The following is a 14852-nucleotide window of genomic DNA, read 5'->3' as shown; positions in this document are numbered from 1 at the left end:
TGCAGTGCCGAGCACTTGTCGCAACCCCGGGGCGAATCTGGCAGATTCCTGTTGTTTGAAAAAATCCTCCCTGCCAGTTATGTTCCCTGCGAGCCGTCCGCGGGGGGAGGACATTGCAGCTCGCAGAAACCATCGTAGGCGAGGCCCTCTGCCGCGCAACCAGTCCAAGGAAGGGCTGGCACCTCGACCAAGGTCGGGGACGTCAGCTCCGATCCGGCGGCACCAGCTTGTGGCGCAGCGCCAGCAACACCGCCTCGGTGCGGTTGCTCACGCCGAGCTTGCTGAGGATGTTGGTGATGTGGAACTTGACGGTCGGCAGCGCGATGCCGAGCTGGTCCGAGATGTCCTGGTTGCTCAGGCCGCGCGCCATGTGCGACAGCAACTCGCGCTCGCGCTGGGTCAGGTCGGCACCGGGCGCGGCGTTCTGCGACACGCTGATCAGCGCCTCGGTTGCCTCTGCGGATAACACGCGCCGGCCGCCATACGCCGCGCGGATCGTGTTGACCAGCTCGTGCGCGGACGCCGTCTTCGTGAGGTAACCCACCGCCCCGGCCGCCAGTGCCCTCTGCACCTCGCCCGGCTCAGTCAGGCTGGTCAGGATGAGAAAGCGCGTCTGCGGCGCCAGCGGGCGCAACTGCCGGATCGCCTCGATGCCGTCCATCTGGGGCATCAGCAGGTCCATCAGCACGACGTCCGGCTGCAGCGCCGGGATCATCCGCACCGCGTCTGCGCCGTGCCCTGCTTCGCCGACGCAGTGGAAATCGCTCTCGCCCATGATCATCCCCACCAGACCGGCGCGGATCATGGGGTGGTCATCGACGATGAAGACGCTGATGCGCGCCGAAGGAGTAGCGTGGGTAGCGTGTTGGGTCATGTGAGTTCCAGCCGGATTTCGGTGCCCTCGTCCGGTCCCGAGGTGATGTTCCAGGTCGCGCCGATCTCGGCCGCCCGCTCGGCCATGTTGCGCAGGCCGAAGTGGCCCGGCGGCGACACGCCGGGGTCAAACCCATGTCCGTCATCGGCGATGCGCAACCGCCCGCCCACGCCTTGCTCGGGCACGATCCATTCGATCACGGCGTGGCTGGCGCCGCTGTGGCGGCCGATATTGGACAGCGCTTCCTGGGCGATGCGGTAGAGCTGGACGCGGGTGGCGCTGGGCAGCCGGTCCTCGCGCGCCAGGCGGTGTGACACCTCGATGGTGCCGCGGCTGGCCAGCGCGTCGATGGCGTGCTGGAGCAGTTCGGCCAGCGGCAGGTGCTGCAGCGCATCCGGGCGCAGCTCGAACATCAGCAGCCGCATCTCGGACAGCGCACCCTTGTTGAGCCGCTCCAGTGCCTCGGCCTGCTGCTGCAGCGCACCGGCGTTCGGATCCATCTCGACCAGCCGCGCCGCCAGCCGCCCGAGGGTGCCTGCAATCACGTTGGCGGCGAACAGCGTCTGCGACACGGCATCGTGCAGGTCGCGGGCGATGCGGTTGCGCTCGGCCACCACCGCCTGGTCCTTCTGCTGGGACAGCAGTTGCGCATGGCGCATCGCCAGTCCGGTCTGGCTACCGACTGCGGTGAGCAGGCGCACCCGCTCCGCGTCGAAGAAGTCCGGCTCCTCGTGGTCCACCCGCAGCACGCCCATCACCGCCTCGCGCGACTTCAGCGGCACCGCCATCCACGCCTTGGTGCCGCGGTACAGCCCCGAGGTGCGTGCGTCGTCCGACAGCCACGACCACAGCCACGACAGCAGGCTCTGGCGCACCCGGTTCTCGACGATGGCCTCGCCTTCGCGCTCGATGTGCTCGTAATGCTGCAGGTTGGCGCGGGACAGGCGCATGCCAGTCAAGTCGTCGGTGGGCGTCTCGCCGGCCTCGTCGTCGTTCTGGCGGTAGCCCATCAGCACGACCTGGCCGCCCTCGTCCCGCGCGGTACGCGACCAGACCGAGGCGCTGGTGTAGGCCATGGTCTGCTCCAGCGCACTCAGCGCCTCGGCGACCAGTTCGTGCAGCTCCGTCTTGCTGGCCAGCCCGATCGAGAGGTCTTGCAGCGTGGAGAGTTCGTGCGTGCGCAAGGCCAGGCGCCGGCCCAGTGACTCGGTCTGCGCGATCAGATCGCGCTGGCGCCGCCGCCAGACCTCGATCAGCCGGCGCAGGCCCGCACTGGCGCGCTGCAACTCGGCGCTGCCCGTCTGCAAGGGCAGGTTGACGTCCTCCATCGGCTCGCTTCGGCGCACCAGTTGCGTCGCGGCGATGAGCTGGCGCAGCGATTGCCCCACCCGGTGCGCCAGCGCGGCACTGACCACCGCGCACAGGGCCGCCGTGACCAGCATCGTCCAGACCACCTCAGGCGCGACCCGCAGCCCCCAGTGCAAGCCGGCCGCCACCAGCAGCGCCGGCAGCACGGTCACCACCGTGAACTGCCACACCAGCGGGCGGCTGTCGAAGTGGCGTCGGCGCAATCGGGCCCACATGCCGTGCTCGGCCCGCACTCAGTCGGGGAACTTGATCGGCGGGGTGTCGGTCTCGGGCGGCGTGGTGCGCAGGGCCTCCACGGCCTCTTCCAGCAGGCGCCCGGCCACATGCCGACCACCAACACCCACCGCCACCGCCGCACCCACCGCGATCGCACCCACCACCGAACCAAAGGCGATGCCCACGATGTCCCCCGGCAGCCCCGCCTGGCGCAGCGCCAGCGCCGCAGTGAAGAACAGGATCGCGCCGCGCACCAGATTGGCCAGCGCGGGGGCGTTCGCGGCCGAGCCGGCCTTGATCAGCCCTGCCACCCAGTTCGAGAGCCACAGCCCACCGATCATCACGACCCCCGCCACCGCCACCCCCGCCATGACAGCGCCGAGGTTGACCACCAGCTTCGTCAGGATGGCAAAGCCCAGCACCTCGCAGGCCTGCATCACCGCCACGATCACGATCGAGAACATCACGACCGAGCCGGCCAGCTCCGACGGGGTGCGTGCGCCGGCACGGGTCGTCGTGCCCAGCCCGAGGTGCTGCGAAAGCTTGTTGAACCCCATGCCGCTCAGTACGCCAGTGACGATGCCCGCCACCGCGCGCCCGATCAGCGCAGCCACCGCGATGATGATGGCCGAGGCCGTGACCTTCGGAATCAAGGCGATCACCGTGTCGAGCAGGTTGCTCACCGGCTTGGTCACGGCGTCCAGCCCCAGCGGCTCCAGCGCGGCGGCCAGCACCGGCAGCATGATGAACGAGAACACCAGCGAGCCAACCAATCCGGCCAGCCCGCCCTCGCCCAGCGACGTGGCCAGTCCCATGCGCTCGGCCACTTTCTCGGAGCCGGCCGCCCGCAACATGCCGGTGACGATCTGCCGCACGATGCGCGCCACCAGGAAACCGATGCCGAACACCACGATGGTGCCGACCAGATTCGGCACGAATCCCATGATGCGCGACATCATGACGTTGACCGGGTCGAGCAGGCCCTTGAGTTCGAGCGTTTCCAGCAGCCCTGGCAGCGTGAACAGCCAGACCACGCCGACGCCGACATTGGCCAGCATCGCCGAGAACCCCGGGGACTGCAGCCTCTCGTCGAGCTGGCGCTTCTGGCACAGCCGCGTGACCGCCGTGCGCACCAGCCGGCTGCCGATCCACGCGACCAGCACCATCACCAGCGCACCGATCACCTTGGGTGCAAATGGCCCCAGACCACCCGCCACCGAACCCAACACACCATTGAATTGATCCATCGCCCTACCCCCGATCCACGTCTTTACCCTTTGACCACTGACCTCAGACGTCCACTTCCACGGCGTCCCCGTGCAGCTCCATCAGTTCGCGCCGCGAGGCCGCTTCGCCCTTGCCCATCAGCTTGGTCAGCGCAGCGGTCGTGGCCGCGGTGCCGAGTGCGCCGCAGTCCACGCGCAGCAGCCGGCGCGTGTCCGGGTTCAGCGTCGTCTCCCACAACTGCTCGGCGTTCATCTCGCCCAGCCCCTTGAAGCGGCTGATGTTCCACGAACCGTCGCGCGCACCTTCTTTGCGCAATTTGTCAAGTATGGCCTGCAATTCACCTTCGTCGAGTGCGTAAAACTTCGCGGCAGGCTTCTTGCCCCGGGCGGATGCGTCCACGCGGTACAGCGGCGGCTTGGCAATGAAGATGTTGCCGTTCTCGATCAACCGGGGGAAATGGCGAAAGAACAAGGTCAAAAGCAGCACCTGGATGTGCGAGCCATCCACGTCTGCGTCGCTGAGGATGCAGATCTTCCCGTAGCGCAGGCCGGACATGTCCGGCTGGTCGTTCGCCCCGTGCGGATCGACACCCACCGCCACCGCAATGTCGTGGATCTCGTTGTTGGCGAAGAGACGGTCGCGCTCCACCTCCCAAGCATTGAGCACCTTGCCCCGCAGCGGCAGCACGGCCTGCGTCTCCTTGTTGCGGCCCATCTTGGCGCTGCCGCCGGCCGAGTCGCCCTCGACCAGGAACACCTCGTTCATCGACAGGTCGCGGCTCTCGCAGTCGGTCAGCTTGCCGGGCAGCACGGCCACGCCGGAACCCTTCCTTTTCTCGACCTTCTGCCCTGCCCGCTGGCGGGCCTGTGCCTGCTTGATGACCAGTTCGGCCAGCTTCTTGCCGTGTTCGACATGTTGGCTCAGCCACAGCTCCAGCGTCGGCTTGACGAAGGACGACACCAGCCGCAGCGAATCGCGGCTGTTCAAACGCTCCTTGGTCTGGCCCTGGAACTGCGGGTCGAGCACCTTGGCCGACAGCACGAAGCTGGCCCGGCTGAACACATCGTCGGGCATCAGCTTCACGCCTTTGGGGCACAGCGCGTGCATCTCGACAAAGCCCTTCACTGCCTGGAACAGCCCGTCCTTCAAGCCGGCCTCGTGGGTACCACCAGCGATCGTCGGAATCAGGTTGACGTAGCTCTCGCGCAGGTTGGCGCCCTCCTCGCTGAAGGAGACGCACCACTCGGCGCCCTCGCCCTCGGCGAAGGTCTCGTCGGCACTGGCGCTGGCGTACTGCGCGCCTTCGAACATGGGGATCAGTGATTCGCTGTTCAGGTGCTGGGCGAGGTAGTCGCGCAGACCCCCCTGGTACAACCACGTCTGCACCTCGCCGGTCTTCTCGTGCGTGAGCGTGACGGTCACGCCCGGCATCAGCACGGCCTTGCTGCGCAGCAGGTGAACGAGTTCGTTCTTCGGCAGTTCGGCCGATTCGAAGTACTTCGGATCCGGCCAGACGCGCACCGTCGTGCCCTGCTTGCGGTCCCCGGACGAGGGCGAACCGGCCGGGCGAATCACCAGCGGCTCGATCACGTCACCACCGGCAAAGGCCAGCGTGGCGACCTGCTTCTCGCGCCAGACCGTCACTTGCAGCCGCGTCGCCAGCGCATTCGTCACCGAGACGCCCACGCCGTGCAGGCCGCCCGAAAAGCTGTAGGCGCCACCCGAACCCTTGTCGAACTTGCCGCCCGCGTGCAGCCGCGTGAACACGATCTCGACCACGGGAACGCCCTCGTCCGGGTGCAGACCGAAGGGGATGCCGCGCCCGTCGTCCTCGATGCTGACCGAGCCGTCGGTGTGCAGGGTCACGCCAATGCGCTTGCCGTGGTGGGCGAGGGCTTCGTCGGCGGCGTTGTCGATGGCCTCCTGCACCATGTGCAGCGGGTTCTCGGTGCGGGTGTACATGCCGGGGCGCTGCTTGACCGGTTCCAGCCCTTTCAGGACGCGAATCGAGGCTTCGCCATAGGCGGCGGGGGAAGTGGAAGTCGGGGTCTTGGTGGCCATGGCGGCGGATTGTAGGTTTGCAACAGGTGGCCCACCCACTGCCGTGCCCTGGTGCAACTTCCCACACTTCAGTGCGGTACGTCACGCGCCCAGCACAAGCCGGAAATACCCGGGTGCTAGCCTGCCCGCTCCCCTTGCACTCCAGATCCAGAACCCGAAGGACACCCGAATGAAGCGCGCACTGCACCCCCTGCTGACGGCAACAGCCACCGCAATCCCCCTGCTGGCCACTGGCGCTGCCCAGGCGCTGGAGATCAACACCCTCAACCTGCTGACGCAGTCCGAGTTCCACGCCCTGAGCGAAGACCTGGGCGCGGCGCTGTCGTACAAGGCGCTGGTGCCAGCCGAGTCGCTGGGCGTGATCGGCTTCGACATCGGCGTCGGCGTCACCGCCACCGAATTGCAGCACCGCGACGTGCTGGCCAAGGCCGCCGGCGGGGCGACAGTGCCCAAGGCGCTGCCGGTGACCTCCGTGCGCGTGGTCAAGGGTCTGCCGTTCAACATCGACATCGGCGCCGCCCTCGGCCGCGTGCCGACCACCGGCGCCACCACCACGGGCGGCGAGCTGCGCTGGGCCTTCGTGCCGGGCGGGGTGCTGACGCCGGCGCTGGCGGTGCGCGCCAGCTATTCGCAGCTCAGCGGCATTGACCAGCTCAAGGCCAGCAGCACCGGGCTGGACGTGTCGATCTCCAAGGGCTTCCTGTTCGCGACGCCCTACGTCGGCATCGGCAGCGTCACCACCCGCACGCAGGTCACGGGCACCACGCTGCTCAAGTCCGAGCGGTTCAACCAGACCCGCGTGTTCGGCGGCGTCAATGTCAACCTCGGCCTGGTGAATCTCGCCGTCGAGGCGGACAAGACCGGGGATGCGACCAGCTACGGCATCAAGGCGGGTTTCCGGTTCTGACGCTCCAACTCAGGCGCGGATGCGCCAGCGTGTCAGCAGCAGCAAGTGAAGTTCGCTACAGTCTGCGTGATGCGCTCCTCACTGCCTCCCACCGCCGAAGCCCCTGCCCGCCTGTCGATGATGCAAGTGCTGCTGTGCGGCGCGCTCATCGTCACGCTGTCCATGGGCATCCGCCACGGCTTCGGCCTGTGGCTGGCGCCCGTCACGATGGAGCGCGGCTGGACGCGCCAGACCTTCGCCTTCGCGATGGCGGTGCAGAACCTGTCGTGGGGTCTCGCCGGGCCGATCGCCGGAATGCTGGCGGACCGCTTCGGCGCTTTCCGGGTGCTCATGGGTGGCAGCCTGCTTTACGCAGGCGGGCTGGTGCTGATGTCGCAGGCCACGACCGGGCCAGCCTTCATCGCCAGCACCGGCCTGCTGATCGGCATGGCGCAGTCGGGCACGACCTACGCGGTGGTCTACGGCGTGATCGGGCGCCAGATCGACCCGATGAAGCGCTCATGGGCGATGGGCGTGGCGGCGGCGGCCGGTTCGTTCGGGCAGTTCCTGATGGTGCCGGTCGAAAACTGGCTGATCGGACACCTCGGCTGGCAACAGGCGCTGGTGGTGCTGGGCTGCGCGGCACTGGTCATCATTCCGCTGGCCTGGGGGCTGCGTGAACCACAACTGCCCGGCGGCCCGACACGCCCGCAACAGAGCATCGGCGCCGCGCTGCGCGAGGCGATGGGCTACCGCAGCTTTCAGTTGCTGATGGCGGGCTACTTCGTCTGCGGCTTCCAGGTGGTGTTCATCGGCGTCCACATGCCCAGCTACCTGAAGGACCACGGCATGGCACCCGAGGTGGCCACGACGGCGCTGGCGCTGATCGGCCTGTTCAACGTGGTCGGCACCTACGCGGCCGGCTCGCTCGGCCAGCGCATGGCCAAGCGGCACATCCTGGCGGCGATCTACCTCGCACGCTCGGTGGTGATCGTCGCGTTCCTCGCCGCGCCGCTGACGCCGATGAGCGTCTACGTGTTCGCCGCCGTCATGGGCGTGCTGTGGCTGTCTACCGTGCCGCCGACCAACGCGGTGGTGGCGCAGATTTTCGGTGTGCAGTACCTGTCCATGCTGGGCGGCTTCGTGTTCCTGAGCCACCAGATCGGCTCGTTCCTGGGCGTGTGGCTGGGCGGATTCCTCTATGACCGCACAGGCAGCTACGACGTCGTGTGGGGCATCGCCGTGGCGCTGGGCGTGTTCGCCGCCATGGTGAACCTGCCGGTGCGCGAAACCGCCATCGCCCGGCCGATGGCCCAACCGGCATGAGACGGGCTGCGCGCCACGCAGTGGTCGGCACCCTGGTAGCAGTGGCGCTGGGACTGGTGTTCGCGGCCTACCTGCAGCCAGGGCTGATCGTCGATCTGGGCAACCGCCTGTGGAGCTGTTTCTGAACGCCTCGCCCTGGATCGTTCGCCACGCCGGACTGATCCCCGGCCTGACCCGCCATGCCCGAGTCCTGGACCTGGCCTGCGGTCAGGGTCGGCATGTGCGCTTGCTGGCCGCGCTCGGTGCGCAGGTCACGGCGGTGGACCGGGACGCAGCAGCACTGGATACCCTGCGCGGCGTGGCGGCCGAGGTGATCGTGGCCGACCTCGAAGCCGGTCCGTGGCCGCTCGACGGGCGGACCTTCGACGCTGTCGTCGTCACGAACTACCTGTGGCGCCCATTGCTGCCAGACATCGTGGCCAGCGTCGCCCCTGGCGGCGTGCTGCTCTACGAAACTTTCGCCCACGGCAACGCCAGTGTGGGCAAGCCGTCGCGCCCGGATTTCCTGCTGCAACCGGGCGAGTTGCTCGATGCGGTGCGCCCGGTGCTGCGCGTCATCGCCTACGAGGACGGCTTCCTCGACACGCCAGCGCGCTTCGTGCAGCGCATCGCCGCCGTGCATCCGGCCCAGGCCGGCACGTCAGCCGACCCGGTGCGGTGGCCGTTGCACGCCAGTTAGAATCCCGAGACCACAAGGACTATTTCACATGAACCCGATCATTGGCAGCATCGTCGCACTCGTCACGCCGATGCATGAAGACGGCAGCGTGGACTACCCCAGCCTGCGCCGCCTGATCGACTGGCACATCGCCGAAGGCACGGCCTGCATCGGCGTCGTCGGCACCACCGGCGAGTCGCCCACCGTGTCGGTGGAAGAACATTGCGAGATCATCCGCGTCGCCGTGGAGCAGACCGCTGGCCGCGTTCCGGTGATGGCGGGCGCAGGCGGCAACTCGACCCGCGAGGCCATCGAGCTGTCGAAGTTCGCCAAGGAAGTCGGCGCGGACTGCACGCTCAGCGTCGTGCCCTACTACAACAAGCCTTCGCAGGAAGGCATGTTCCAGCACTTCAAGGCCATCACCGAAGCCGTGGACATCCCCGTGATGCTCTACAACGTGCCCGGCCGGACCGTCGCGGACATGCTGCCCGAGACGGCGCTGCGCCTGGCGAAGCTGCCCGGCGTGATCGGCATCAAGGAAGCGACCGGCAACATCGAGCGCGCCTGCTGGCTGGTCAAGCACGCACCCGAAGGCTTCGGCGTCTACTCCGGCGACGACGGCACGGCCATTGCGCTGATGCTGATGGGCGGCCAGGGCAATGTGAGTGTCACCGCCAACATCGCCCCGCGCGCCATGGCGGACCTGTGCCGTGCAGCCGTTGCCGGTGATGCGAACACCGCCCGCGCCATCCATTTCAAGTTGTTGTCATTGAACAAGCTGCTGTTCGCCGAGCCCAACCCGGTGCCAGTCAAGTGGGCCATGCAGCGCATGGGCCTGTGTGGCGGCGCGCTGCGTCTGCCGATGGTGCCGATGTCCGACAACCTGATCCAGCCCCTCGAAGGCGCGATGCGCGAAGCCGGTCTGCTCTGAGATGAAAAGCCACCTGATGTCCCTGCGCCACCCCACCCGCACCACGCTGACCGCCGCCCTGCTCGCCTGCGGACTGGGCGGTTGCACGACTGTGTCGGACTCGTTCACATCGGGCAAGATCGACTACCGTTCGTCTGCTTCCACGCCGGCACCCACGCTGCAGGTGCCACCGGATCTGACTCAGTTGTCCAACGATCCGCGTTACCAGCCACCGGTCAGTGGCGCAGTCAGCGCCAACGCGATGCAGGCCGCAGAGTCGGCACCGCAGGCCGGCACGGTGTCCGCAATGCCGCGCACCGGTGACGAGGTGCGCATCGAACGCGCAGGCAACCAGCGCTGGCTGGTGGTACGCCAGACGCCGGAGCAGCTCTGGGGCACGCTGCGCACGTTCTGGCAGGACAACGGCTTCACGCTGACGGTCGACACGCCCCAGGTTGGCGTAATGGAAACCGACTGGACCGAAAACCGCGCCAAGCTGCCCAACGACATCATCAGCCGCACCGTCGGCAAGGTGTTCGACAAGCTGCGCGACACCGGCGAGCGTGACCGCTACCGCACGCGGGTCGAGCGCAATGGGGCGGTCACCGAGATCTACATCAGCCACCGCGGAGTCGAGCAGGTTGGCGCCGTCGAGCGCACGGGCGAGTCCCTGCGCTGGCAAAACCGACCCAGCGATCCCGGACTGGAGGCAGAAATGCTGGCACGGCTGATGCTGCGGTTGTCGGGCACGGACGACGGCAGTAAGCCGGACAGCGTCAAGGCGGCGGTCGAAGCGGCCGCCCGGTCGGTGGGAGCCACACCAGCGGCGCCTGCGCGAGCGCGGGTGATCGATCAAGCCGCCGGCAAAGCGTTGCAAATTGACGACAATCTGGAGCGAAGCTGGCGCAGGGTCGGACTGGCACTGGACCGCAGCGGCTTCACTGTCGAAGAGCGGGACCGCGCCCAGAACACGTATCTGGTGCGTTACGTCGATCCAAAGCTGGCCGGACAGGAAGATCCGGGCTTTTTCTCCCGTGTATTCGGTGGCGCCCGCAAGGAAGATCTGAAGGGCACACGCTATCGCCTGAAATTGACCTCGGACAGCAGCACGTCTAGTGCAGTTTCCATACTCGACGACAAGGGCGCAGCGGCCAAGGATGACGGGGCGCGCAATATCGTCCAGTTACTCGTCAACGAGTTACGTTGAGGTTTCAGGTACTGACGAAAAAAAGCCGCCCGAAGGCGGCTTTTTCATGTGCGGACGGTTGCTTACTTGGAAGCAGCAGCGTCAACGGCAGCCGAAGCGGCACCAGCCACTGCAGCAGCAGCGCCGGAAGCAGCGTCAGCGACGGTGCCAGCAGCCGAAGCAGCGGCGTCAACCACGGCCGCAGCAGCCATCGAAGCGGCGGCGTCAACGGCCGGAGCGGCGACAGCAGCGACTTCTTCCTTCTTGCCACAGGCGGCCAGTGCAACAGCGGCGATCACGGCGGCCATCAGGAGCGACTTGTTCATGCTTTATTCCTCAGTCAAAGAGTCTAACAATTACCGGTAATTGACGGCCTCTCTGACAAGTTGCTTTGCAAGCATCCAGTCATCAAGCGCCTTCACGGGAATGAAAAGCTCGAGCATTTCCATACCCAGCCTTCCATTATACATAACGAAACCATCACGGCTTCTTACGGTCCCCGGCTTGACCTAAAGCGCCTGACCGCTCACGGCCGTCTTGCGAAGACGGCGCAGTCAGGCTCCTATGCGGCAATCATGCTAACGCGCCGGGCTGTGCATACAGACTTTCTCGCTTGTGCGCAGTCGGAAAGTGTGTCATTCACGCGACGGCAAGGGGTGAATCCAGCCGTCGTCACACCACTGCTCCAGCAAGCCACGCACCGCGGCGCTGGCCGCCAGCAGGGTTGTTGCATCCAGCCGACGCGCATCGGCCAGGCACCGCAGCACGCACGCATCTTCGCCGGCCGCATGCCATGAATCCCCGTTCATGAAGACGTGGTGCACGTCGTAGAGCATGCAGCTGCGCGGGTCTAGCACCACCCCGCAGCCTGCAGGCAGCGGCTCGCCAAAATCGAAGCTCACGGTCGGCTTGGGCTCGCTCAGGTACTCACCCAGCGCCCGCTCCAGCGCACCAGCCTCCTCCATCACACGCCGCAGACCGTCCGCAGCGAAGCGCACGAGGTCGGCCGGAATGCGCCCGGGTTCAGCCGTGGCTGGTTGCCCCGGATCCGCGTAAACGACCGGGCGGACACCTTCGTCGCCTTCGTCCTCCACGGCATCGGCCAGGCGCAGCAAAGTCTCGCGCGCCAGCTCGGAGCGCAGCGGGGAGCGGAAACCGACCGAACACGTCATGCATTCGCCGCCAACCGCATCACCGTCATGTGCCCAGCCAGGCGGCAGATAGAGCATGTCGCCGGGCGAGAGCACCCACTCCTGCTCGGGCTGGAAGTTCTCGATGATCTTCACTGGCAGATCTGGGCGAATGCGCGCGTCCTCCATGCGCCCGATGCGCCAGCGGCGCTGGCCCTGCACCTGGATCAGGAAGACGTCATAGGAATCGAAATGCGGCCCAACCCCACCGCCCTCCGCTGCCCAGGAAATCATCAGATCGTCCAGCCGGGCCTGCGGAATGAAGCGGAACTGCGCCAGCATGGCTTGCGCGCTCGGCAGGTGCTGATCCAGCCCTTGCACGAGCACGGTCCAGTCCGGCTGCTTGAGCGGCGGCAGGCGACGCCGCTGAAGCGGGCCGCGTTCGAGCTGCCAGACCTCGTCGGCGCCACGGCCGCGGCGCGTCACGAGCCGGGATTCGACCTCCTCGCCCTCGGCCAGCTTGAACAGCTCGGCGCGCGTCAGCGGTGGCTGCACACCCGGCAAGGCCTGGCGCACCAGCAGCGGTGCGCGCTGCCAGTGTTGCTGCATGAAGTCGGACGGACTCAAACCACCCAGCAGCACAGCGGGTTGGTCGAGCGGGGGGACAGCGACATCGGGGTGTTGCCGCAGCGAAAGGCCGGAAAGTTGGTTCATCCCCATATTGTGCCGGCCCGCTGGCACCGGCTCGCGGGCGCGCGCGACATGCGATGATGTCGCCCATGCACATCTCAGCCCCTTGTGTCGTCAGCCTGACCTGGCGACTCGAAGACGCCCACGGCCAATTGATCGATGATCTTGGCGATCCCGTCGAGTTCTATTTCGGTGGCGACGACCTGTTCGCCAAGGTCGAAGAAGTCCTCACCGGACAAGGCATCGGTTACCAGAACACGCTCCACCTGGAGCCGGAACATGCCTTCGGTGAATACCACGCCGAACTGGTGTTCTTCGAAGAGCGCAGCATCTTCCCGGACGAGGTGTCGCCGGGCATGCAGTTCGAGGGGCCGCCGCCCGGCAGCGCCACCCCCGACATGCCAGCGGACGTCATCTACACCGCCACCGAGGTCTACGACACCCACGTGGTGCTGGACGGCAACCACCCGCTGGCCGGTGTGGCACTGGTGCTGCAGCTCGAAGTCTGCGGCGTGCGCGAAGCGACCGAAGCCGAAATCGCCCAAGGCAGCGTCGGCGATGGAGAAGGCGAAGGCGGCCTGTTCAGCGTGGTGCCCCCCGGCACGACGCTGCATTGATCGGCCGCGCCTTAGTTGCAGTGCTTCAGGCCGGCGTGCTGGCCACGCCGGTCGATCCGAATCCCCCCACCCCACGCGCGCTGCTGGCCGCGAACTCGTCCACGACCAGCAGCCGCGGCCGCAGGATCGGCACGAACAGCATCTGCGCAATGCGGTCTCCTGGCTGGATCACGATCGGTTCACCCGCCGGATTGCGGTTCCAGACGCTCACATAACACTGGGCCATGTAGTCCGCGTCGATGACCCCGATGCTGTTGCCCAGGATCAGCCCCTTCTTGTGGCCCAACCCCGAGCGCGGCACGATCACGGCGCAGAAGCCCGCGCTGTTCATGTGCAGCGCCAGTCCGGTGGGAATGAGCTGGGCGGGCGCCTGCGGGTGGATCTCCAGCGGTGCATCCAGACACGCCATCAGGTCAATGCCAGCCGCTTGCTCGCTCTGGTAACGCGGCAACCCCCAGGTGCGCAGTCGCGCATCCAGCACCTTGACCTCGACATCCGGTCCGAACACCGCTCAGGCTCCCGCCACGAGTGCGGCAATGCCGGCGCGTGCGACCTGCGCATCTTCGCTGGACTTCACGCCACTGACACCCACCGCGCCCACGCAGACGCCCTGCACCAGGATCGGTACGCCGCCTTCCAGCAAGCCTGCCACTGCGGGCGCGCTGAGGAACGAGACGCGACCCTGGTTGATCATCTCCTCGTAGACCCGCGACTCTCGCTGGCCGAGGGCAGCGGTGTGGGCCTTGGCCGGAGCGATGTGCGCCGACAGCGGAGCTGCGCCATCGAGGCGCTGCAGCCACAGCAGATGCCCGCCATCGTCAACAACCGCGATCGTCACGGCCCACTGGTTGCGAACAGCTTCAGCTTCAGCGGCTTGGGCGATGCGGCGGGTATCGTCGAGCGTCAATACGGGCTTGGTCTTCATGGAGTCAGTCCTGTTGGGATACACAAAACCCCGCACTTTACCGCGCCGCCTGACTCGGAACTAAACCGGAGTCACAGGCTCCAATCACCTGCATCCATTCTTCAACTCCCCGGAGGTTTCATGAACGAACGCCTGCCCACCTTCCCCGGCGTGTCTGGTCAAGGCGCGCTGGCTGCGCAGCAGAACCGCGTGTTGCGCAACACCTACCTGCTGCTCGCGATCTCGATGGTGCCCACCGTGCTGGGCGCCTGGATCGGCGTTTCCACCGGCATCCTGGCCGCGATGGGGAACGGACTGTCGATGATCCTGTTCCTCACAGGTGCTTTCGGCTTCATGTTTGCCATCGAGAAGACCAAGGACTCGGCCGCTGGTGTCGGCGTGCTGCTGGCATTCACATTCTTCATGGGCCTGATGCTGTCGCGCCTGCTGGCCTTCGTGCTCGGCATGGGCAATGGCGCTTCACTGATCATGCTGGCCTTCGGCGGCACCGCAGGCGTGTTCTTCGCAATGGCCAGTCTGTCCAGCGTGATCAAGCGCGACCTGTCAGGGATGGGCAAGTTCCTGTTCGTCGGCGCTGTCGTCCTGCTGGTGGCGATGGTCATCAACCTGTTCGTGCAGTCGAGCGCGATGATGATGAGTGAGCGGCCAGCGGTCCCCCGTCAGGCGTCCCTGATCAGTCCGGGATAGGCAGAGACTGCCAGCGATGAGGCAGCAAGTCGTCGATGCGGCTGTTGAGGTGGGTGGGCAGCCGTTCAAGGACATCGCGCAGGTAGGCCCA

The 14852-nt window shown here is 66.7% G+C and carries 16 protein-coding genes and 1 pseudogene; 8 read left to right on the top strand and 9 right to left on the bottom strand.

Features of this window, described 5'->3' with window-relative positions:
• Nucleotides 1–202: 202 nt before the first annotated feature.
• The 4 genes from RMP06_RS07590 to RMP06_RS07575 are packed head-to-tail and all read right to left on the bottom strand — an operon-like array spanning nucleotide 203 to nucleotide 5746.
• A complete protein-coding gene (locus RMP06_RS07590; protein WP_310461165.1) occupies nucleotides 203–874 on the bottom strand; it encodes a response regulator transcription factor in 672 nt (223 codons plus the stop codon).
• Nucleotides 871–2457 carry a GAF domain-containing sensor histidine kinase gene (locus RMP06_RS07585; protein WP_310461164.1) on the bottom strand — a complete coding sequence of 529 codons (1587 nt, stop codon included), beginning with the start codon at nucleotides 2455–2457 and terminating at the stop codon, nucleotides 871–873. Before RMP06_RS07585 ends, RMP06_RS07590 begins: the two co-directional genes overlap by 4 nt.
• A gap of 18 nt (nucleotides 2458–2475) precedes the next feature.
• Nucleotides 2476–3705: a mechanosensitive ion channel gene (locus RMP06_RS07580; protein WP_310461163.1), complete on the bottom strand. Its 1230-nt coding sequence runs from the start codon at nucleotides 3703–3705 to the stop codon at nucleotides 2476–2478.
• A 43-nt stretch (nucleotides 3706–3748) separates the two neighbouring features.
• Nucleotides 3749–5746: a DNA topoisomerase IV subunit B gene (locus RMP06_RS07575; protein ID WP_310461162.1), complete on the bottom strand. Its 1998-nt coding sequence runs from the start codon at nucleotides 5744–5746 to the stop codon at nucleotides 3749–3751.
• Nucleotides 5747–5915: 169 nt separating this feature from the next.
• Between RMP06_RS07575 and RMP06_RS07570 the strand changes: the two genes are divergently transcribed.
• From RMP06_RS07570 to bamC, 6 genes are all read left to right on the top strand, one after another.
• On the top strand, nucleotides 5916–6653 hold the full coding sequence (locus tag RMP06_RS07570) for a hypothetical protein (RefSeq protein ID WP_310461161.1): 738 nt from the start codon (nucleotides 5916–5918) through the stop codon (nucleotides 6651–6653).
• A 69-nt stretch (nucleotides 6654–6722) separates the two neighbouring features.
• Nucleotides 6723–7958 (top strand): MFS transporter, encoded by a 1236-nt coding sequence (locus RMP06_RS07565; protein WP_310461160.1) that lies wholly within the window; start codon nucleotides 6723–6725, stop codon nucleotides 7956–7958.
• The gene (locus RMP06_RS07560; RefSeq protein WP_310461159.1) at nucleotides 7955–8083 is read left to right on the top strand and encodes a hypothetical protein; all 129 of its coding nucleotides are present in this window, start codon (nucleotides 7955–7957) and stop codon (nucleotides 8081–8083) included. The genes RMP06_RS07565 and RMP06_RS07560 overlap by 4 nt, the downstream gene beginning before the upstream one ends.
• Nucleotides 8068–8637, top strand: coding sequence for a class I SAM-dependent methyltransferase (locus RMP06_RS07555; RefSeq protein ID WP_310461158.1), 570 nt, complete (start codon nucleotides 8068–8070; stop codon nucleotides 8635–8637). Before RMP06_RS07560 ends, RMP06_RS07555 begins: the two co-directional genes overlap by 16 nt.
• 28 nt (nucleotides 8638–8665) lie before the next feature.
• The gene (gene dapA, locus RMP06_RS07550; RefSeq protein ID WP_310461157.1) at nucleotides 8666–9547 is read left to right on the top strand and encodes a 4-hydroxy-tetrahydrodipicolinate synthase; all 882 of its coding nucleotides are present in this window, start codon (nucleotides 8666–8668) and stop codon (nucleotides 9545–9547) included.
• A 16-nt stretch (nucleotides 9548–9563) separates the two neighbouring features.
• A complete protein-coding gene (bamC, locus tag RMP06_RS07545; RefSeq protein ID WP_310461156.1) occupies nucleotides 9564–10733 on the top strand; it encodes an outer membrane protein assembly factor BamC in 1170 nt (389 codons plus the stop codon).
• 62 nt (nucleotides 10734–10795) lie between these two features.
• Here bamC and RMP06_RS07540 read toward each other — a convergent pair whose 3' ends face one another.
• Nucleotides 10796–11038: a hypothetical protein gene (locus RMP06_RS07540; RefSeq protein WP_310461155.1), complete on the bottom strand. Its 243-nt coding sequence runs from the start codon at nucleotides 11036–11038 to the stop codon at nucleotides 10796–10798.
• 309 nt (nucleotides 11039–11347) lie between these two features.
• The gene (locus RMP06_RS07535; RefSeq protein ID WP_310461154.1) at nucleotides 11348–12556 is read right to left on the bottom strand and encodes a JmjC domain-containing protein; all 1209 of its coding nucleotides are present in this window, start codon (nucleotides 12554–12556) and stop codon (nucleotides 11348–11350) included.
• A gap of 65 nt (nucleotides 12557–12621) precedes the next feature.
• Between RMP06_RS07535 and RMP06_RS07530 the strand changes: the two genes are divergently transcribed.
• Nucleotides 12622–13149 (top strand): FKBP-type peptidyl-prolyl cis-trans isomerase, encoded by a 528-nt coding sequence (locus RMP06_RS07530; protein ID WP_310461153.1) that lies wholly within the window; start codon nucleotides 12622–12624, stop codon nucleotides 13147–13149.
• A gap of 25 nt (nucleotides 13150–13174) precedes the next feature.
• Here the strand turns inward: RMP06_RS07530 and dut are convergent, their stop codons facing one another.
• Both dut and RMP06_RS07520 read right to left on the bottom strand, forming a co-directional pair.
• Nucleotides 13175–13657 (bottom strand): dUTP diphosphatase, encoded by a 483-nt coding sequence (dut, locus tag RMP06_RS07525; protein ID WP_310461152.1) that lies wholly within the window; start codon nucleotides 13655–13657, stop codon nucleotides 13175–13177.
• Nucleotides 13658–13660: 3 nt separating this feature from the next.
• The gene (locus RMP06_RS07520; RefSeq protein WP_310461151.1) at nucleotides 13661–14074 is read right to left on the bottom strand and encodes a GlcG/HbpS family heme-binding protein; all 414 of its coding nucleotides are present in this window, start codon (nucleotides 14072–14074) and stop codon (nucleotides 13661–13663) included.
• Nucleotides 14075–14194: 120 nt separating this feature from the next.
• Here RMP06_RS07520 and RMP06_RS07515 point away from each other — a divergent pair.
• A pseudogene (locus RMP06_RS07515) lies at nucleotides 14195–14713 on the top strand (Bax inhibitor-1 family protein); the annotation flags it as partial.
• Between the two features lie 34 nt (nucleotides 14714–14747).
• On the opposite strand, the gene RMP06_RS07510 reads toward RMP06_RS07515, so the two are convergent.
• A partial coding sequence (locus RMP06_RS07510) for a transposase domain-containing protein (protein WP_310461195.1) occupies nucleotides 14748–14852 on the bottom strand: 105 nt, incomplete at its 5' end.

This window comes from Sphaerotilus sp., assembly GCF_031429695.1.
Classification (GTDB): Bacteria; Pseudomonadota; Gammaproteobacteria; order Burkholderiales; family Burkholderiaceae_C; genus Sphaerotilus.
This window is presented reverse-complemented; position numbering and strand designations above follow the sequence as displayed.